Origin of the sequence: Streptomyces sp. NPDC088794, assembly GCF_044750545.1 — a bacterium.
In the GTDB taxonomy this organism is placed as follows: Bacteria; Actinomycetota; Actinomycetes; order Streptomycetales; family Streptomycetaceae; genus Streptomyces.
The window spans coordinates 412245-432345 of the sequence record NZ_JBIVKB010000003.1; the positions used below are offsets into that span (position 1 = coordinate 412245).

A 20101-nucleotide genomic window follows, 5' to 3' on the forward strand; every position below is an offset into this window, starting at 1 on the left:
ATGACCCCGAATCTCGCTCCGCATCGTGCAACGAAGAAAGTGTCGTGACCTCTTGCTCCCCGAGCTCTCCCCCCATGTTTCGGACACCGCACCGGCGCGTGGCGCACTGCGCCCGGCGCGCTCGTGGCTGCACTCCGACGCCCCCTCGCTCTCGCTGAACGGGCCCTGGCGCTTCCGTCTGTCCCCCACGGCATCGGCGGCGGAGGACTTCGCGGCCGAGGGCTTCGACGACCACGGCTGGGACCACCTCCCCGTGCCCTCCCACTGGGTGCTCGAGGGAGACGGTGCCTACGGCCGTCCGATCTATACGAACATCCAGTTCCCGTTCCCGATCGACCCGCCGCACGTCCCGGACGAGAACCCCACCGGCGACTACCGGCGCCACTTCGACGTACCCGCCGACTGGTCGGACGCCGAGCGGGTCGTGCTGCGCTTCGACGGGGTCGAGTCGCTGTTCAGGGTGTGGGTGAACGGCGTGGAGATCGGCAGTGCCAGTGGCAGCCGGCTGGCCCACGAGTTCGACGTGACGACCGCCGTGCGCGCGGGCGACAACGTCGTCGCCGTCCGCGTGCACCAGTGGTCGGCCGCCAGCTATGTCGAGGACCAGGACCAGTGGTGGCTGCCGGGCATCTTCCGTGACGTCACCCTGCTCGCCCGGCCGGCCGGGGGCATCGAGGACGTCTGGCTGCGGACCGGCTTCGACGACGGGCGCGGGCGCGTCGACGCGGAGGTCACCGCCGACGCGTCGGCGTTCCCGGTCACCCTGCGCATCCCCGAACTCGGCGTCGAGCAGGTCTGGGCGACGCCGGCCGAGGTGGCCGCCCTGGACATCGCCTTCGTGGAGCCCTGGTCCGCCGAGCGGCCCCGCCTGTACGACGCGACTGTGTCCACAGCCGCGGAGAGCATCGCGCTGCGCGTCGGTTTCCGCACGGTCGAGATCCTGGGCGACCAGTTCCTGGTCAACGGCCGCCGGGTCGTGTTCCACGGAGTGAACCGTCACGAGGCGCATCCCGAGCGCGGCCGGGTCTTCGACGAGGAGCACGCGCGCGAGGACCTGGCCCGGATGAAGCGGTTCAACGTGAACGCCATCCGCACCAGCCACTACCCGCCGCACCCACGGCTGCTCGACCTCGCCGACGAACTCGGCTTCTGGGTCGTCCTCGAATGCGACCTGGAGACACACGGCTTCGACAAGGTCGGCTGGGTCGGCAACCCGAGCGACGACCCGACCTGGCGCGCCGCCTACCTCGACCGCATCGAGCGCACCGTCGAACGCGACAAGAACCACCCCAGCATCGTGATCTGGTCGCTCGGCAACGAGGCGGGCACCGGCGCCAACCTCGCCGCCATGTCGGCCTGGGTCCACGCCCGCGACGCGGAACGCCCCGTGCACTACGAGGGTGACTACACGGGCGAGTACACCGACGTGTACTCGCGCATGTACGCCTCCGTGCCGGAGGCCGAGCAGATCGGCACCGACGGTTCACGCACCCCGCTGCTCGGCTGCACCCCCTCGCAGGGCGCCCGGCAGCGCACGAAGCCGTTCCTGCTGTGCGAGTACGCGCACGCGATGGGCAACGGTCCTGGCGCGTTCGGCCAGTACGAGGCACTCGTGCACGAGTATCCGCGGCTGCACGGCGGTTTCGTCTGGGAGTGGCGCGATCACGGCATCCTGGCCACCGCCCCGGACGGAACTCCGTACTACGCGTACGGCGGTGACTTCGGCGAGGTCGTCCACGACGGCAACTTCGTGATGGACGGCATGCTGCTCAGCGACGACGTGCCCTCGCCCAGCCTCTACGAGTACAAGGCCGTCGTACAGCCGGTCCGCTTCACCTTCGACGGCGACAAGGTCGCGGTCACCAACCTGCGGCACTCGGCCGACACGGCGGACCTGCACTTCCGTTGGTGCGTCGAGCACGACGGAACACCGGTGGACTCCGGCGCGTTGGACGTGCCCGTCGTCACGGCGGGAGAGGCGGGGCGGGTGGCGATGCCGCGGATCGCGGTGGCCCCGGACGCGGAGACCTGGCTCACGGTCGACGCGGTACTGGCCACGGACACCGCCTGGGCGCCGGCCGGGCATGTGGTCGCGACCGCTCAACTCGACTGCTCGATACGCCGTCCCGTCCCGGCCGTCCGGCCACGAACCGGCTGGCGGCCGGGAGCTGGCACGCTCTCGCTCGGGATCGCCGAGTTCGTCGACGGGTTCCTCACGCGTCTCGCCGGTCGTGCCGTGACCGGCCCGCGCCTTGAGCTGTTCCGCGCGCCGACCGACAACGACGAGAGCCCGTCCGACGGGGTCGAGAACAGTGACGCCAGCATCGCCGGGGTGTCCAACGCCGATCTGTGGCGTGCCGACGGCCTCGACCGGCTGACCACGCGGCGCGTCAGCGTGGAGCAGACCGCGGACGCGCTGCGCACCGTCGACAAGGTCTCCGCCGCGAACACCGCCCTGTCGGTGACCGTGGAATCCAACTGGACGCTGGACGACGGCGAGTTGGAACTGCGTGTGGAGATCGAGCCGTCGAGCGGCTGGCGTACGGTCTGGCCCCGGATCGGGGTCCGCTTCGAACTGCCCGACGGGGCGGCGCCCGTGGACCGTGCCGCGTGGTTCGGCCTGGGTCCGCTGGAGTCCTATCCCGACAGTCTCCGCGCGGCACGTACGGGTCACTTCTCCGACGGCATCGGCGACCTCGCCGTCGACTACCCGCGCCCGCAGGAGACCGGGCACCGCTCCAAACTGCGCGAGCTGACACTGGCGAGCGGCGCCGGCGTGGTGCTGCGCATCGTGGCGATCCCCGACACGCATGGACGGCGCCCCGGATTCACGCTCAGCCGACACACACCACAGGAGATCGCCCGGGCCCAACACCCCTTCGAACTGCCCGAGTCGACGAGCAGTCACCTGATCATCGACGCGGCCCAGCACGGGCTCGGCTCGCGGGCCTGCGGACCGGACGTGTGGCCCGAGTTCGCGCTGCGCCCTGAGTCGCGGACGATCAGGCTGCGTATGACGGCGGGGTGACGTCGCGGGTGGCCGCGCTCCCGTTCCCTTCCCCCACCCCCACCGCACCCCGTCGACTCGGAGCGGGAAGATGAGGTCATGTTCGACCACATCACGGGACTACGCCCCGAGCAGGCCGCACGCTGGACCGCGCTGGTCGAGGAGGCCCGACCGGTCCTCAAGGGCGAGGGCATGGAGGCTGTCCAGATCTTGCTGGCCGAGCGGGGTGTGGGCACCATCGAGGCGATAGCGATCACCCGGGAGCTGCTCGGACACGCGGAGACACCGCTTCGTGTCGCGATCGACATCGTGGCGACGAGCCCTAACTCCGCTGATCCGCCTGGTCCTTCTGGTCCCACTCCATGACGACACGGAAGGCGCTCTTCGCGCTGCCTTTTCCGAGGACCGCGATGAGCCCCCCGGTGTCGAAGCCGATCTCGCATTCGAACTCGACGGTGAATCGCGTGGGCCCGGAGTTCCTGAGGGCGTCGCCGATACGTTCGGCGAAGCCGCCGACCGCTGCGGTGACCTGGTCGATGCTCGGCGGGCGTGCGGCGATCTCACGCTCGTCGTCCCCGCCCCCGGCCGCCTGTTCGGTCCGTTCGGCCCGAACCAGCAGTCTGCTCCCGTCCGGGAGCGACACCGGAATCATCTCGTCCGTCATGGGCTCCCCCAACTCCTGATGTATGCCCGCATATTAGGTGCGTGGCGGGACGTTCGCGGTCACAATCGGCACGTGACAAGGTCCGGTCTCGTGGCTGCGCTGTCCGATGTCGTACTCGCGCTCACGGGCGCGGACGGCGCCGAGGGCTCCGGCTTCTTCGTGGCGCCAGGGCTGGTGCTCACCTGCGCTCATGTGGTGGGTTCCGTCGACGCGCCGGTCGTCGCGCGCCGGCAGGGCCGGGAGGTGTCGCTCCGAGCGGTGCCGGAGTGGTTTCGGCCGGCGGGTGCGGACGGATCGGGCGCCGACCTGGCACTGCTGCGGGTACCCGAGGAGTTCGACCATCGGGTCGCCTGCCTGGCCGAGGCGATCGAGCCGGGTGACGACCTGTGGTCGTACGGACACCCTCAAGGGGCCTACCGGGAGGGCGACTCCGTCTCCTTCAGCGCCCAAGGGCCCTCGCATCGGGTTCACAGAGGCGAATCGGTGGCCCTCTACCACGCGACGCACGGCCGGGCCGCCCCCGGTTTCAGCGGCGCTCCGGTCCTCAACTGGCGCACCGGGGCCGTGTGCGGCGTCCTCCGCTTCGCGCACTCGTTGGAGCGTGGTGTGCCCGGCGCGCGGCTCGTCCCCGTACGCACGATCCTCGACGCCTACGACTTCCTCGACGAGCCCGTCGCCGTGACCCCTGCCCGCTGTGCCTGGCTGGAGCTGCTGGACGACGCTCAACTGCGCGCGGGCGGCTGGAGGTACGCGGGCCCGGCGTTGCGCGCATACCTGTCGGCCGCTGGGGCGGCGGCCGACGACCATCCGTACGCGGTCCGGGTGCCGGGCGCCGGGACGCCGCCGCTGGCGGACGTCTACGTCAGTCAGCATGTCTCCCTCCGGGCGGAGGTCGAGCCGCACGCGGATCTCGGTGACGTACCGCTGCTGCCGGCCGAATCGCTGCTCACGGAGCACCGGAGCGTAGTGCTGCTGGGCGGCCCCGGCGCGGGAAAGTCCAGCCTTGCCCGGCGGCTCACCGTGCGGCTCGCGGACGCCTGGCTGGCCGGCGGACAGCCGCCTGTGGTGCCGATTCGGATCCGGGCCGACGCACTCGCGCAGCCCGGATACCTCTCCCACCTGCTGCGCGGCGCCGTGGAACGAGATCCGGCCATGCGTTTGAGGACGCCGCTGCCCGCCGATCTGTTCGAAGGCCCGCCACTGCCGGGAGTGCCGTGGCTGGTGCTGGTCGACGGGGTGGACGAGGTGCTCGACCCCGAGCTGCGCAGGGCCGTGCTCGGCGCCGCCGCGTCGCTCTGCCGGACACCGGACTTCCGCGTCCTGGTCACCACGCGGCCCTTGCCCCGGGACGAACTCGAGCCCCTGCTCAGGGAGGAGGTACCCGTCTTCCGTATCCAGCCCTTCGGACTGAACGCGTTGCGCGAGTTCGCGAACCAGTGGTTCCACAGTCTGCGGCTGCCGGAGGCGGAGGCGCTTGCCGACCGGTTCCTCCAGGCGACGGAACGCAGCCACATGCTGCACCTGGCCGGCATCCCCCTGCTGGCGACGATGCTTGTGGTGATCTTCGCCGAGAGCCCCGACAGTCCACTGCCGCGTGGCCGGATCGAGTTGTACGAGCGGTTCATCGACCGTCTCCTGGAGAAGATGCACCGGCGGCCCACCCTGGCCCTCCAAGGACTGCGGGCCCGTGTCGAGGGATACCCGGACGCCCCGGAAGCGGTGAGCGAACTCGTCAAGGGCGTACGGGGGTTGATGGAGCAGATCGCGTGGGAACGCCGGACCGGCATCATGCCCGAACCGGTGCTGGAGCTGGCCGTCCACGGGACCACCGGACTGCGGCCCGGGCATCTGCCGGCGGACGAGTGGCGAGAGGTACTGCGCGAACTGCTGCGGGGCACCGGCCTGGTGACCGACGAGGGCGACGACCTGAGATTCCTGCACCAGACAGTGGAGGAGTTCCTGGCGGCCCGGGTCACGGCACGCACCGCGGAGCCGAACACGCGCGAGGGCCGCGACGTGGTGTCGGGGATGAGCGAGAGCCGGCTGGTGTACGGCTTTCCCGAGGAGAACGCCTATGTGGAGTTCGTGTTCGGGCTGTGGGCGAAACTCGGCAAGGACGCGGGCGACCTGGTGCTGAGCCTGTTCGAGCCGAGCGGTCTGGAGCGCATGCGGGAGTCCGCGCGGCGGGCGCGAAATGGGACGGCACCGCACGTGGCCGGGCTCACGGATACCTCGGCGCAATCGCGTGGACCGGGTCGGGCGACCGGGCTGGTGGCTCGCCTGCTGCACGACAAGGGCTCTCTTCCCGACCATGTCCGGCCGAAGATCCTCACCCGGCTCCGTACCGCCGCGCTGAGACACGGCTGCGCCTGGGCCGCCGGTGCTCTCGTCTACGCCGATCGGGCCGACGGCCTCGCGCTGCTGGAGGAGATGGCGGCCTCGGGGCGGCTCGCGGTGCACGAACGCCTGGCAGCCGTATGGGAGTTGGCCGCCTGGGACCGCGACCGGGCGGTCACGCTGCTCCGGGAAGCCGTGGCGGCCGGCATGACCTTTGCCGACAGCACCACGCAGTGGCGTGAGGTGTGCGACACCACCACGTACGTCTATCCCGTGCCCGCGGCCCAGGCTGTCGTCAGCTCCCGGTTCGACGCGGCCTCGACCCTCGGCCTGCTGGACCACGCCCTGGGCGTGGAGGCGTTCACCTCCCTCGCGTCCGACGAGTCCATGTCGTGGGGCGACCGCCTCAGGGCGGCCGTGTATCTGTCCGAACTGCTGCCGGAGCTGCGGACTCTCCCGGCTCCGCCGTTCGTCGCGGGACGAGACGTGGCCGAGCTCCGGGGCCCTGATTTCCTCGTCGAGGTCGCCAGAGCCGAGAACCGCTGGGATCCGGCCCGGCCGCTGATCAAGTGGGCGCTGGACCGGACCCGTTCGGGAGAAGAACGGGTGACCGTCGCTCACGCCCTGGTCCTGCACAACGCGTGGCGATCCCGGGCCACTCTGGAAAAGCTGATCGGCGAGGACGAGTTGAATCACGACCCCCACGTGGTCCAGGTCGCCCTGCTGCTGGCGGAGCTGGACAGCGGCCGCGCCACGCGTGCCCTGGCGAAGCGGATCAGAGAGGAGTCGTTCGGCACGGCACCCGTCCTGGTCGACACCCTGGTGGAACTGAGTCCCCGGAGGGCCGAGAAGGCGCTCCGCCGCGAGTTGGGCCGAGACAGCATCCACACACCGGCGCACTACGCGTACACGTTGTCCAAACTCGACCGCCGAGCCGGGGAGAAGGCACTGGTCAAGCTGGTCCGCGATCGCTTCGCCCCGGATGACACGCGTATGGACGCCGCCCGTTTCCTCGGTCGCGTCAACCAGCGACGGGCGGTCGCGGAACTCACGAGGGTGCTCACGAGCGAGAACATGGCACACGCTGGGCATCGCGCCACCGTGAAGCAGGTCCTGGACGAGGTGAAGTCCCAGGCCCCGGAACGCGGCGCACTCGAATCCGGTGGGCCCGGCCCCCGAGCGATCGAACCTCCGGCGAACCGGTCGTAGTCATCCCCGGTGGGGCCATCAGCAGCGACGCGCACCCAGGTGCTGCTCTGAGTGGACGGCCGCCAAGTTACCCATGCGTTCCGCACATCGGAGTGATGACAGCGGCAACTGTGCAGGGCCGTGGCCCGCGTGACAGCGTCGTTCTCGTCGGCGAACGGGGCGAGGGAGATGGCATGAACAAGGGTTATGCCGTGTACTGCGATGCGGACCCGTACTTCTACGACGCTCCGCACCGCACGGCTTTCCGGAGCGGGGCCGGTCGCTCCCGGTACGCCACGGCCTCCTCGCCCGTACCGCGGGGATGGCAGCGCAACGAGAGCGGGGACTGGCTCGCTCTGCGTCCGGTCGACGCCGAACTGCCCGTTCAGGGGTGGAAGATCCACGTCTCTGCCTGCCTCGACAACGCGGAGTCCGTGCTCGACCGTGTGTGGCGGTACTGCGTCGCCGACGGCACGGCCTTCAAGTTCGTACCCAGTCGCTACCTGTTGCACCAGCGGAACGCCAAGTACGCGGACCGGGCCGGCAGTGGCAAGTTCATCACCGTGTACCCGGCGGACGAGGCGGAGTTCGAACGGCTCGTGAGGGAGTTGTCCGATCTGCTGGCCGGTGAGCCGGGACCGCACATCCTCAGCGACCTGAGAATCGGCGACGGCCCCGTCCACGTCCGCTACGGCAGCTTCACCCGCCGCAACTGCTATGACGCGGAAGGGGAGTTGCGGCCAGCCGTGACCGGTCCCGACGGCGTGCTGGTGCCCGACCTTCGTGGTCCGGTCTTCCGCCTGCCGGACTGGGTGGATCCGCCTGCTTTCCTGCGCCCGCACCTCGACGCCCGTTCGGCCGTGACCGTGGCCGGCATGCCCTACACCGTCGAGTCGGCCCTGCACTTCTCCAACGGCGGTGGCGTCTACCTCGCCCGCGACGACAACACCGGCGAGCAGGTCGTCCTCAAGGAGGCCCGTCCGCACGCCGGGCTGGCGGCCGACGGTGCCGACGCCGTGCCCCGGCTGCACCGTGAACGCCGGGCGCTGGAGACGCTGTCGGGCCTCGACTGCACGCCCGAGGTGCTCGACCACCTCACCATCGGGGAACACCATTTCCTCGTCCTGGAGTACATCGACGGCAAGCCGCTCAACACCTTCTTCGCCCGCCGGCACCCGCTCATCGAGGCCGACCCGAGTGAGCGGACCCTGGCCGAGTACACCGCCTGGGCCCTCGACGTCCACGCACGCGTGGAGCGCGCCGTCGCGGACGTCCACGCCCGGGGCGTGGTCTTCAACGACCTGCACCTGTTCAACATCATGATCCGGGACGACGACAGCATCGCCCTCCTGGACTTCGAGGCGGCCCACCACGTCGACGAACCGGGGCGTCAGACCGTGGCGAACCCGGGGTTCGTGGCGCCTCGTGACCGGCGAGGCATGGCCGTGGACCGGTACGCGCTGGCGTGTCTGCGGCTCGCGCTGTTCCTCCCGCTCACGAGTCTGCTGGCCGTCGACCGGCGCAAGGCGGCGCACCTCGCCGACGTGGTGGCGGACCGGTTCCCGGTGGACCGGGCCTTCCTGGACGCGGCGGTCGACGAGATCACGCGCGTCGACGGCGCCCCCGCGGTGCGCGGGCCGATCGGCCCGGTGGTTCCGGTGCGGCCGGACGACTGGCCCCGCAGCAGGGACTCCATGGCCGAGGCCGTTCGCGCCTCCGCGACGCCCTCCCGCACGGACCGCCTCTTCCCCGGCGACATCGCGCAGTTCGCCACGGCCGGTGGCGGGCTGGCCTTCGGTCACGGAGCGGCGGGCGTGCTGTACGCCCTGGCCGAGAGCGGGGCGGGACGGGACGAGGAAGGTGAGCAGTGGCTGCTGGAGCGGACCAAGCAACCGCCCTCGGGGATGCCGCTCGGTTTCCACGACGGGCTCGCCGGGATCGCCTGGACGCTCGACCGGCTCGGCCACCGCGACCGCGCCCTCGACCTCGCCGAGCTGCTGCTCGACCAGCCCTTCGACCAGCTGGCCCCGGACCTGCACAGCGGCACCGCGGGACTGGGCCTGGCCCTGGACTCGCTGGCCGCCACCACCGGGGAGGCCGCGCTGCACACCGCGGCTGTGCGCTGCGCCGATCTCGCCGCCGCCGGCCTGCCGGGCGGGCGCGATGAACCCGCCCGCCCCCGCGCGGGGCTGCTGCACGGCGCCACGGGACGCGCGCTGCTCTTCCTGCGGCTCTTCGAACGCACCGGCGACAGCGCCCTCCTCGACCTCGCCCGCGACGCGCTGCGCCAGGACCTCGCCCGCTGTGTCCGTGGCGCGGGCGGCGCGCTCCAGGTCGACGAGGGCTGGCGCACGATGCCCTACCTGGGCGCCGGCAGCGTGGGCATCGGCATGGTGCTGGACGACTACCTGACGCACCGCGAGGACGCGGAGTTCGCGCGGGCCAGGAAAGAGATCGTGGCCGCGGCCCAGGCGATGTTCTACGCCCAGCCCGGTCTCTACCGGGGCGTGGCCGGCATGGTGCTGTACCTCGGCCGCACCACGGCCACGGTGCCCGGCACGGGCCCGGAGGCCGTCCGGCGCCAACTCGACGCGCTCTCCTGGCACGCCATGTCCTACGCGGACCGGCTCGCCTTTCCCGGTGAGCAGATGATGCGCCTGTCCATGGACCTCTCCACCGGAACGGCCGGATGCCTGCTGGCTGTCGCCTCCGTCCTCGGTGACGCCCCCGCCGGGCTGCCGTTCCTCCCGCCGCTGCGCCCCAGCGGCGGCCCACAGACTCGGCCCCACCAGGGGTCGTGAAGAAGCACATCCACTCCCCCACGAGAGGAAATGTCATGAACCTTTTCGACCTGCAGTCCATGGAGACCCCCAAGGAAGAGGCCATGGGCGACGTCGAGAGCGGTAGCCGCGCGAGCCTCCTGCTCTGTGGCGACAGCAGCCTGAGCGTCACCACCTGTAACTGACGCCCAAGTCGCCGATCACGGTGACGTGGTGAGCCATGTCGCCGGGCATTGGCGCCCCGGGTCCACTCCCGGGGCGCCGACGCCTGCCCGCGCGGTCACCGCGGCCGAGCGGGGGCCGAATCCGCCGAGTCCACGACCCGTGTCCCCAGGGACGGACGGAGGTATGCGCCGGTGCGAACGACCAGGCCCTGGGGACGCCGGACGCCCATCACGCGGGAGGCCACCGACGCTCCGGCCCCCGGACACGCGCTGGAAGCACTGGTGCTGCTGTGCTCGGTCGCCGCGGCCGCTGCGACGGTGGCCCAACCCTTCGTCCTCGGCCGCACGTTGGACCTGCTGCTGCGGGACGGCGAAGCGGGCCATTGGCTTCCGCTGAGCGCCGGTCTGCTCCTGGGCGAACTGCTGCTGGACAGTCTGACCGCACTGTTCGCCGGACGCTGCAACGCCACATGGACGGCGTCGATACGCTCCCGTGCCCTGCGCGGACTGCTGCGCGCCGTGCCCGACAGCGCGCGCCCCCACCCGCCGGGGGACGTCGGGACCCGCCTGACCCTCAACGCCACGGACGCCGGCGGCGCCCCGGCGGCCCGGGCGGCGCTCGGCGCCTCACTGATCACCCCGCTGGGCGCCCTCGTGGCGCTGGCCTTCGTCGACCTGTGGGTGGCCGCCTGCGTACTGACCGGGCTGCCCGCGCTGGCACTGGTGCTGCGGTCCTTCGCCCGCGACACGGGCGCCTCGGTCGCCGCCTACCAGCGCACGCAGTCCCTGATCGCTTCACGGCTGCTGGAAGCCCTGGAGGGAGCGGCCACGATCGGCGCCGCGGGGACCGGCGACCGTGAACGCGCCCGCATCCTGGCGCCGTTGACGGAACTGGCCGCTCAGGGCCGGCGCATGTGGGCGCTGCACGGTCGGGCGCTCGGCAGGAGCAATGTCCTCGTGCCGCTGCTGACGCTGGCCGCCACCGCTGTCGGCGGCCTGCGACTGGCGGCCGGCGACCTGAGCGTGGGTGACCTGCTCGCCGCCTGCCGGTACGCGCAACTCGCGGCCGGCGTCGGCGGTGCCGCAGCGCTGCTCGGCGCGCTCGTACGCGCCCGCGAGGCCCGGCGCCGCACCCGGGAGCTGGAGACGATGCCCCCGCTGACGTACGGATCACGGCGGCTGCCTCCCGGCGGCGCCGGCGAGCTCGAACTGCGCGATGTACGTGTGGTGCGGGACGGCAGACAGGTGCTGCGCGCCGACCGCCTGCGGCTGCCGGGCGGCAGCACGGTCGCGGTGGTCGGCCGCAGCGGGGCGGGAAAGTCCGTCCTGGCGGCCGTGGCGGGACGACTGATCGACCCGGACGAGGGGCACGTACTGCTGGACGGCGTCCCGCTCGACTCCCTGACGCGCGAGGCACTGCGCACCGAGGTGGCGTACGCCTTCGAACGTCCGGTCCTGGGCGAGGGCACGGTCGCCGAAGCCGTCGCCGGCGGGGCACGGCACCCGGCACCCGACGAGGTACGGCAAGCGTCCCGCGCGGCGGGCGCCGACGGCTTCGTACGACGGCTGCCGCGCGGTTACGACACCCCGCTGCCGGAGGCGCCGCTCTCGGGCGGGGAACACCAACGTCTCGGACTGGCGCGGGCGTTCGCGCACGCCGGGCGGCTGCTGGTGATGGACGACGCCACGTCCAGTCTGGACACCGCCACCGAGCACGAGGTGAACCAGGCACTGCGCCGCTCGGTGCGGCGGGGCACCAGGCTCCTCGTCGCCCACCGCCCGTCGGTCGCGGACCGCGCGGACCTGGTGCTCTGGCTGGAGGCGGGCGAGGTGCGCGCCGTCGGGACACACCGCGAGCTGTGGCACACGGCCGGCTACCGGGCGGTCTTCGGGGTCGACGGGAGCGGGGCCGATGCCCTGACACCGGCGGACGAAGGGCTCGTACGCCGTCATGAACCCGAGGAGGTGCGGCCGTGACGTCCGCCGGGTACCGCGGCGTGCGGGTCTCGGACTCCGACGGGTGCCGGGACGACGGGTCCGGTGCGCTGAGCCGTCTCACGCCGCGCGCGCGTCGCTTCCTCGCCCGCCGCAAGGGCGTGTTGGCGCGGCTCGCGCTCTGGTCGCTGGCCGAGTCGGGCCAGGCGTTCCTGGTGGGCTACGGGGTCGCCCGCTCCGTCGACGAGGGGTTCCTCGTCGGTGACCCGCGCCGGGGACTTCTGTGGCTCGCGGTCGCCCTGGTCGGCGTACTGTCCGGCGCCCGGGTCGTCCGGGGGGTGTTCGCACAGCTCGCCGGGTTGACGGAGCCGCTGCGCGACGGGCTGGTGCGACACGCGGTCGGCCGTTCCATGGCCGGGGCGGCCGGAGGCGGCCCCGGTGCAACGGACCGGGCGGCCGTCTCGCGGCTGACGAACCAGGTCGAGATCGCCCGGGACAGCTTCGCCGGTCTCGTCCTCACCCTGCGTTCCTTCGTCTTCACCGCCGCCGGAGCCCTGCTCGGCCTGCTGTCGCTCCACCCCGCCCTGCTCGTGGTGGTCCTGCCGCCCATGGTGAGTGGTCTCGCGCTCTTCCTCTGCACACTGCGGCCCATGGCAGCGGCCCAGCGCCGCGCCCTGGCGGCCGACGAAGCCCTCGGCGATCACGCGGCGCGGTCCCGTGCGGCGCTGCGCGACCTCACCGCCTGCGGGACGGCGCCCGACGCCGAACGGCGCGGCGCGGACCTGGTCGCGGATGCCGCCGCGCAGGCCCGGACCCTGTCCAACTGGGCGGCGGTGCGTACGGCGGCCCTGGGTGTCGCGGCCGACCTGCCCGTCCTCACCCTGCTGATCGCGGTGCCCTGGCTGCGCGGCCGAGGAGTGAGCACGGGCGCCCTGCTGGGGGCGTTCACCTACCTCGTCCAGTCCCTGCTGCCCGCCCTGCACACGCTGATGACCGCGCTGGGCGCGGCCGGAGCCCGACTACTGGTCGTCCTCGACCGGGTCCTCGGCCCGATGCCGGACGCGGCGCCGGGAGTCACGGTCCTGGCTGACGTGTCGAAAGCCGTTCCGGCCCGCTCGGTGCCGAGCGGCCCCACGGCCCCGGCGGTGGAACTGCGATCCGTCACCCTGTCGTACGGCGTGCACGCCGAGCCCGTCCTCGACGCGCTCGACCTGCGCGTCGCCCCGGGCGAACACCTTGCCGTGGTCGGCCCGAGCGGCATCGGCAAATCGACCCTCACCCGCCTCGTCGCGGGGACACTGGCGCCGAGCGCAGGCGAAGTACGCGTGGCCGGACACGTGGTGACGGGACGCGCCGTCGCCGAACTCTCCGCATTGCGCGTGCTCGTCCCGCAAGAGGCCTACGTGTTCTCCGGCAGCGTGGGCGACAACCTCGCGTATCTGCGCACGCACGTGGGCCGGGGCGAAGTCGCCGCCGCCGTCCGGGTCATCGGCCTGGACCCACTGGTCGAGCGCCTGGGCGGACTCGACGGCCCGGTGCGGCCCACCGAACTGTCCCCGGGGGAAGCGCAGTTGATCGCGTTGGCCCGCGCGTACCTGTCCTCCGCCCCCCTGCTCCTGCTCGACGAGGCCACTTGCCATCTCGACCCGGCGTCCGAGGCCCGCGCCGAGGAGGCTCTCGCGGCGCGGCCCGGAACGCTGCTCGTGGTGGCCCACCGGCTGTCCTCAGCGGTCCGCGCCGACCGGATCCTGGTCCTGGACGGCGTACGGGCGGTGTGTGGCACGCACGACGAGGTGCTCAGCCGGTCGCCTCTCTATCGCGACCTGACGGGTCACTGGCGGGCGGGCTCCTCTCGACAGCTGTGACCGCGGCCCGGCGCGCACCGGGCGGTGTCGAGATCGTGGCCACGTGCGCGTCCGGTCACGTCCAGCCGGCGTTCTGGACGATGCGTATCGCGTCGACCCGGTTGCGGGCGCCCACCTTCCGGATCGCCGTGGCCATGTAGTTGCGGACCGTTCCTCGGGACAGGTGCAGGCCCGCCGCGATCTCGGCGATCGGCGCTCCCTGGGACGCCATGGTCAGTACGCCCAGTTCGCGCGTGGTCAGCGGCATCTCCGAGCCCTTCAGCAGGGCCACGGTGAGCGACTCGTCCAGGAAGCGCTCACCCCTGGCGACCGTGTGCACCGCCGTGATCAGCCGATGCGCCGGGGCGTTCTTGTCGACCAGGCCGAGGGCTCCCCCCTCGAACGCCCGGCGCAGCACTCCCGGCCGCTCGGCCGTCGTCAGGACGACGAGCCGGTCCCCGCACCGGATCCGCAGGCGCTCGCCGCACCCCCGGTCCGGGCCCCGCAGGCACTCGCCGTCCACGACGCAGACGTCGGCGCACAGCGCTTCGCGATCCGGGCCGTCGGCGTCGGGACACAGCGACGAGACATCCAGCGTGTCGTCCGATCTCAGTAACTGCACCAATGCCGAGCTCAGCAGTTTCTCGTCATGCACCACGAGAGTACGAACCATCTTCTCCATCCCCCTGTCGGCGGCTGTCACGTTCCGGCAGCCGGCTCCCCGCGGCCAACGGACCAAGTGCCCGTATCCGGTACGGCGGAACACGGCGCGTCCTCAGGTGCGGACCGAACCGGGGTCAATCCGCCGTCTTCGGCGCTCCTTCGGGCCGGGGCGGAGGCGTACGCCCGGGCGAAGAAGGGCGGATAAGACACCGATCCACGGGACAGCCTCGCCCGGACGAGCGGTGACCGACGGTCGCTCGTGCCACGTACGGGCCTGGCAGGAGCGGTCCCTGCCACCCGAGACCGGTCGTGCCTGCGAAGCCGGACGGCCGGACAGGGATTTCGGCCGGTCCCGGGCTCCGGCCGAAAATCGCCGGTGCCGAATGTGGCGCGAAAGGAAGCGTCCTAGGGCCTGTCCGGCGGATCAGGCCGGCTGTGAGGTGCGGTGCTTCTTGGCCGAGCCGAGCGGGGTCTGGTGCGTGCAGCTGCAAGGCGGAGGAGGGAGTCGACGCGATGGGGGTCCCCCGCGCGAGCGAAGCCGAGCGTGGGGGAGTCGGCGACCGACGACAACGCGGCAGATGTGCGTGCCAGGGCCCGCGACGCCGGGCTGATCCGCCGGACAGGCCCTAGCGGTGTGCGAGGCCGTCGATCATCAGGGTGAGAGTGAAGTCGAAGCGGTCGTGGCCCTCGCCGGCGGTGAGTTCGGTGGCGTGGCGGGTGATGTGGGGGAAGGTCTCGGCGGGCAGAGCGGTGAACCGGCGCACGAGTTCGTCGCGGTCGACGACCCAGGCGATGTCGTCGTCCGCCGCACGTTGGTGCGCGATCGATGTCTCGAGGCAGTAGGCGGCCACGTAGAGCAGGAGGGCGTCGATGGCCCAGGCGGCGGTCTGGGGGGCGACTCCGCCGGCGAGCAGGATCGCCAGCATTCCTTCGGTGACGCGCAGGATCTCTAGGTCGGTGGGGGCCATGGCGAACGCGGCGCGGGAGATGCCGGGGTATTTCAGGTACTGGTCGCGCAGCTGGGCGCACACGCTGCGGATCTGCTCCCGCCAGGCCGTGGAATCGGGTGCGGGATCGCGTGCGGGGTCGGGCTCGGGGAGTACGAGCCCCGCGCACAGTCGGCCGATGAGCAGTTCGTCGAGGTCGGCCTTGTTGACCACGTGGGCGTAGAGCGAGGCGGGTCCGGTGTCGAGCGCGCCGGCCAGGCGGCGCATGGTCAGTGCCTCGTAGCCCTCCGAGGCGATGACGGCCAGCGCGGTGTCGACGACCTGTTCCACCGTGATCGGGGCCTTGCGGCGCCGGGGCCTGGGGGCGGTCTCGGCCTCGGGGTTCGGCGGCTGGTGGCGCGCCGCGCGTCGCTCTCTCGGATTCACCCGACCACTATAACTTGACACGAACGCTGTTCGTTATTAGAACGGTGTTCGTGAATACGAACTTGAGCATGAGCGTGAGCCAGGACGTGAACCTGAGCCAGGACGTGGACGTGACCGTGGTCGGCGCCGGGCCGGTTGGCCTCGTGCTCGCCGCTGAGCTGGCGCTCTCCGGGGCGACGGTGCAGGTGCTGGAGCGACTCTCCGAGCCGAGCGTGGCGATGAAGGCGGGGTCGATCAACGTGCCGACGGCCGAGGCTCTCGACCGCCGCGGCCTGCTGCCCGCCGCCGAGAAGGTGCAGCGGGAGATCCTTGAGCGGACGGGGTCGTTCGCCCGCATGGCCGACGACCGGGCGACCCGGCCGGCACCCGAGACGCGGTTCACCGGGCATTTCGCGGGGATCGTCCTCGACGCCGACCTCGTGGACTGGTCCGATCCCGACCTCGCCGCGCACACCGCGGCCGACGGAGCGCGGATGGTGCCCCAGCGTGAGCTGGAGGCGCTGCTGACCGAACACCTCGCGCGACTCGGCGTACCGGTGCGTCGCGGGGTCGAGGTCACCGCGCTCGAGGACACCGGCGACGGCGTGCTCGCAGGGACCACCGCCGGCACCGTACGCAGCGGGTGGCTGGTCGGGTGCGACGGCGGGCGCAGCACCGTGCGCCGTCTCGCGGGCATCGGGTTTCCCGGCACCGACCCCGAACTCGCCGGGCACCTGGCGCTCGTCGACATCGCCGACCCGGAGAAGCTCGCGGACGGATGGACGTGGTCGACCCGAGGGGCGTACCGCTGCGGGCCGCAGCCCGGCCGGGTGGTCACGGTGGAGTTCGGCACCCCGCCGGCCGACCGGTCGGCGCCCGTGACGCTGGAGGAGTTGCAGTCCACTCTGCGCCGGGTCTCGGGCACCGACGTCACGCTGACCGGGATGCGCGGCGCCGCGACCCGCTGGACCGACAACGCCCGTCAGGCCGCGACCTACCGGGCGGGGCGGGTGCTGCTGGCCGGTGACGCCGCGCACGTGCACTCGCCGTTCGGCGGTCAGGGGCTCAATCTCGGGTTCGGCGACGCGATGAACCTCGGTTGGAAGCTCGGCGCCGTGGTGACCGGGTGGGCGTCCGAAGGGCTCCTCGACACCTACGACGCCGAACGTCGTCCCCTGGGCGCCTGGGTCCTCGACTGGACGCGGGCCCAGATCGGGGTGCTGCGCGGGGACGCCAAGTCGGCCGCGCTGCGCGAGGTCGTGGCCGAGCTGCTGGGCACTCGGGACGGTACGACGTACACGGTCAAGAAGATCGCCGGAGTCGACCAGCGCATCGACCTGCCCGGTGACCATCCGCTGGTCGGTCGGTTCGTCCCCGACGTGTGGCTGAAGGACGAGTCCCGGCTGGTCGACCACGGTCACGGCGGTGGGTTCCTGCTGCTCGACCGCGGTCCGGACGGCGCGCTCGGCCGACTCGCCGGAGCCTGGGCCGGACGAGTGAAGGTGGTGACCGACGAACAGGCGATGCCCGCCGGGGTGTTGGTCCGCCCGGACGGGGTGGTCGCCTGGGCCTGCGACACCATCGACGGCACCGCCACCACCGGACTCGAATCCGTCCTGCGCCGATGGGCGGGCGCGCCGTCGGCCCCACAGGACTAATGTCCGTCCGGTGAGCACAGACGATGCGAACCGGCGCTGGACACGGTCCATGCCCGAGGCCTACGAACGCCATCTGGTGCCGGTCTTCTTCCGGCCCTTCGCCGCCGACCTGGCCGCGCGGGCGGCAGCGCTGCGGCCCGGAACGGTCCTGGAGCTAGCCGCCGGAACCGGGGCGTTGACCTCGGCACTGCTCACCGCGGTGCCCACGGCCTCGGTGGTGGCGACCGATCTCAACGAAGCGATGGTCACCGCGGGATCGGCGCGCGAACCGCGTGCGGACTGGCGGCAGGCGGACGCCCAGGAGCTGCCCTTCGAGGACGGCGGCTTCGACCTCGTTCTGTGCCAGTTCGGGGTGATGTTCTTCCCCGACAGGCCGGCCGCCTACGCCGAGGTGCGTCGGGTCCTTGCCCCGCAGGGACGGTTCTTGTTCAACAGCTGGGGTCCGCTGGCCTCGCACGGGTTCGGGGCCGCCTTCCAGACCGCCCTGGAAGAGTCCGTGTCCGGCGCGGCGCCCCCGTTCCTGAAGGACGTGCCCCACGGCTACTCCGATCCGGCCGTGGTCGCAGCGGATCTCGCGGCCGCCGGACTGACTCTGGCCACCGCAGAGGAGGTCACCCTGGAAGGCGTCGCGGAGTCGGCGGCCTCCGTCGCCACCGGTTTCCTCACCGGCACACCGGTGAGCGCCGCGGTGCAGGACCGCGAGGACGCGCAGGCCCTGCGGGCCGCCGTCACGCGGAAGATGACGGACCGCCTCGGCACCGGTCCGGTGACGGCGCCGATGTCCGCGACCGTCTACACGGCGCACAAGTAGGTACGGCCCCGGCCCGTCCACCACCGATCACCCAATCGACGAATCGACGAATCGACAGTGACTACTGCCGCTGCTCCCACTGTTCCTTGGTGATCTCGTACCGCACTCCCCCGTGCTCGGCGCCCTCGACCATCTGCATGTCGGGAGGGGTGGAGAGGGTGTCCGCGAGGGTCATTTCGAGCTTCTCCATGACGTTGCGCGAACCTCGGTTCACGGTCATCGTCTCCGCCCAGACCATGCGCAGACCGAGCCCCGCGAACGCCTTGCCCAGCAGGGCCCGCGAGACCTCGGTGGCGTAACCCTTGCCCCAGGCAGCCTGCCGCAGTCGGTAGCCGAGTTCCGCCTCGTCCAGCGGACCCTCCGGCTCCGGGCGCAGGCAGAACCAGCCGATGAACGCGCCGCCGTCCTTCTCGTACGCGGCGAACAGTCCGAGATCGCCGTGCCACTTCTCGTACCCGGCGATGATGTTCGGCAGGTGGCGCTCCCGGACGATCTCCGGGGCTGTCGAGCTTCCCCCGGTCAGATAGCGCATCACCGCGGGGTCGCTGTCCAACTCGATCAGCAGGTCCGCGTCGTCGGCGGTGAAGCGGCGCAGGGTCAGGCGCTCGGTATCTAGGTAGGTGTCCACGGCGTGGATCATGCCCAGAGCGGGGTGTGCGGTTCAACGGCTTTAGCAGGAAGGGACCCGGCTCTCCTCGGAAGGATCTGAAGGCTCCAGAACTGGTGGGGTCCGCATGGACATGGTTGTGCTGAGAGCGGGCAGGAGACGTCTACCCTGCTTTCCAGCTAAGGCGGCACAGTGACTTCCTCCGTGAACGCTCGCGAAGCGATCGACTGCACGACGGGAACATCCGAGGCCGCCGACGATCTGCCCTGGATCGAGGACGGCGGCAAGGTCGCGCCCAAGGACGCACGCGTGCTGTCCCGGTTGTTCCTGGACCGGCTTCAGGTTCTTGAGGAGGGCACCCGCGAGTACCAGTACGCGCGGAACACCCTCATCGAGATGAACCTGTCCCTGGTGTCCTTCGCTGCGCGCCGCTTCCGCAACCGGGGCGGCGGCGACATGGAGGACGTCATCCAGGTCGGCACGATCGGTCTGATCAAGGCCATCGACCGGTTCGACCTGTCCCGCGAGGTCGAGTTCACCTCCTTCGCGATTCCCTACATCGTCGGCGAGATCAAGCGTTTCTTCCGCGACACCACCTGGGCCGTCCATGTCCCGCGGCGCCTTCAGGAGTTGCGCGTCAACCTCGCCAAGAGCCAGGAAGCTCTCGCCACCGCGCTGAACCGGCCGCCGACGGTGAAGGAACTCGCCGATCATCTCGACCTGAGCGAGGACGAGATCATCGAGGGCCTGATCGCCGCCAACGGCTATGTCGCCGGTTCCATCGACACCCCGGGCGGCGACGAGGAAGGCGGCGAGGGTCCGAAGTACGCGGACACCATCGGCGACGTGGATCCGGCGATGGACCTGTTCGAGGACCTGCACACGCTCGCTCCCCTGCTCCAGAAGCTGGACGACCGCGAGCGGGCCATCATCGAGATGCGCTTCGGCCAGGAGATGACCCAGGCCGACATCGGCCGCGAACTCCACGTGTCCCAGATGCACATCTCCCGCCTGCTGAACCGCACCCTCGCCAAACTCCGCACCGGCCTCCTGGACACGTGAGTTCCCCGCCACCGCACCGGGCCCCCTCA

General features: G+C 71.5%; 14 protein-coding genes. 10 read left to right on the forward strand and 4 right to left on the reverse strand.

Annotated elements, in window-relative coordinates:
• The first annotated feature begins 52 nt into the window (after positions 1-52).
• Together ACIP6U_RS10940 and ACIP6U_RS10945 are read left to right on the forward strand one after the other, a co-directional pair.
• Complete coding sequence (locus ACIP6U_RS10940) at positions 53-3028, forward strand: glycoside hydrolase family 2 TIM barrel-domain containing protein (RefSeq protein ID WP_401714995.1); 2976 nt, start codon at positions 53-55, stop codon at positions 3026-3028.
• Positions 3029-3106: 78 nt separating this feature from the next.
• Positions 3107-3373 (forward strand): hypothetical protein, encoded by a 267-nt coding sequence (locus ACIP6U_RS10945; RefSeq protein WP_401714997.1) that lies wholly within the window; start codon positions 3107-3109, stop codon positions 3371-3373.
• Here ACIP6U_RS10945 and ACIP6U_RS10950 read toward each other — a convergent pair.
• Positions 3330-3671, reverse strand: a complete 342-nt coding sequence (locus ACIP6U_RS10950; protein ID WP_401714999.1) for a CU044_2847 family protein — start codon at positions 3669-3671, stop codon at positions 3330-3332. The genes ACIP6U_RS10945 and ACIP6U_RS10950 overlap by 44 nt on opposite strands.
• Positions 3672-3743: 72 nt before the next feature.
• Here ACIP6U_RS10950 and ACIP6U_RS10955 point away from each other — a divergent pair, with 72 nt between their 5' ends.
• From ACIP6U_RS10955 to ACIP6U_RS10975, 5 genes are all read left to right on the forward strand, one after another.
• Positions 3744-7217, forward strand: coding sequence for a trypsin-like peptidase domain-containing protein (locus tag ACIP6U_RS10955; RefSeq protein ID WP_401715001.1), 3474 nt, complete (start codon positions 3744-3746; stop codon positions 7215-7217).
• A 173-nt stretch (positions 7218-7390) separates the two neighbouring features.
• The gene (gene lanKC, locus ACIP6U_RS10960; RefSeq protein WP_401715003.1) at positions 7391-9997 is read left to right on the forward strand and encodes a class III lanthionine synthetase LanKC; all 2607 of its coding nucleotides are present in this window, start codon (positions 7391-7393) and stop codon (positions 9995-9997) included.
• Between the two features lie 35 nt (positions 9998-10032).
• Positions 10033-10161 carry a SapB/AmfS family lanthipeptide gene (locus tag ACIP6U_RS10965; protein ID WP_149551904.1) on the forward strand — a complete coding sequence of 43 codons (129 nt, stop codon included), beginning with the start codon at positions 10033-10035 and terminating at the stop codon, positions 10159-10161.
• 171 nt (positions 10162-10332) lie between these two features.
• Positions 10333-12117: an ABC transporter ATP-binding protein gene (locus ACIP6U_RS10970; RefSeq protein WP_401715005.1), complete on the forward strand. Its 1785-nt coding sequence runs from the start codon at positions 10333-10335 to the stop codon at positions 12115-12117.
• Between the two features lie 20 nt (positions 12118-12137).
• The gene (locus tag ACIP6U_RS10975; protein ID WP_401715542.1) at positions 12138-13940 is read left to right on the forward strand and encodes an ATP-binding cassette domain-containing protein; all 1803 of its coding nucleotides are present in this window, start codon (positions 12138-12140) and stop codon (positions 13938-13940) included.
• 55 nt (positions 13941-13995) lie between these two features.
• Here the strand turns inward: ACIP6U_RS10975 and ACIP6U_RS10980 are convergent, their stop codons facing one another.
• Positions 13996-14601: a LuxR C-terminal-related transcriptional regulator gene (locus ACIP6U_RS10980; RefSeq protein WP_401715544.1), complete on the reverse strand. Its 606-nt coding sequence runs from the start codon at positions 14599-14601 to the stop codon at positions 13996-13998.
• Between the two features lie 607 nt (positions 14602-15208).
• Entirely contained in the window at positions 15209-15955 is a 747-nt protein-coding gene (locus ACIP6U_RS10985) for a TetR/AcrR family transcriptional regulator (protein WP_401715007.1), read from the reverse strand.
• Positions 15956-16023: 68 nt separating this feature from the next.
• Between ACIP6U_RS10985 and ACIP6U_RS10990 the strand changes: the two genes are divergently transcribed.
• Together ACIP6U_RS10990 and ACIP6U_RS10995 are read left to right on the forward strand one after the other, a co-directional pair.
• Complete coding sequence (locus ACIP6U_RS10990; RefSeq protein ID WP_401715009.1) at positions 16024-17592, forward strand: FAD-dependent monooxygenase; 1569 nt, start codon at positions 16024-16026, stop codon at positions 17590-17592.
• Positions 17593-17641: 49 nt separating this feature from the next.
• Complete coding sequence (locus ACIP6U_RS10995) at positions 17642-18403, forward strand: class I SAM-dependent methyltransferase (RefSeq protein WP_401715545.1); 762 nt, start codon at positions 17642-17644, stop codon at positions 18401-18403.
• A 61-nt stretch (positions 18404-18464) separates the two neighbouring features.
• On the opposite strand, the gene ACIP6U_RS11000 is transcribed toward ACIP6U_RS10995, so the two are convergent.
• The gene (locus tag ACIP6U_RS11000; protein ID WP_401715011.1) at positions 18465-19043 is read right to left on the reverse strand and encodes a GNAT family N-acetyltransferase; all 579 of its coding nucleotides are present in this window, start codon (positions 19041-19043) and stop codon (positions 18465-18467) included.
• A 171-nt stretch (positions 19044-19214) separates the two neighbouring features.
• Here ACIP6U_RS11000 and ACIP6U_RS11005 point away from each other — a divergent pair, with 171 nt between their 5' ends.
• Positions 19215-20072 carry a SigB/SigF/SigG family RNA polymerase sigma factor gene (locus tag ACIP6U_RS11005; RefSeq protein ID WP_401715013.1) on the forward strand — a complete coding sequence of 286 codons (858 nt, stop codon included), beginning with the start codon at positions 19215-19217 and terminating at the stop codon, positions 20070-20072.
• Positions 20073-20101 lie beyond the last annotated feature (29 nt).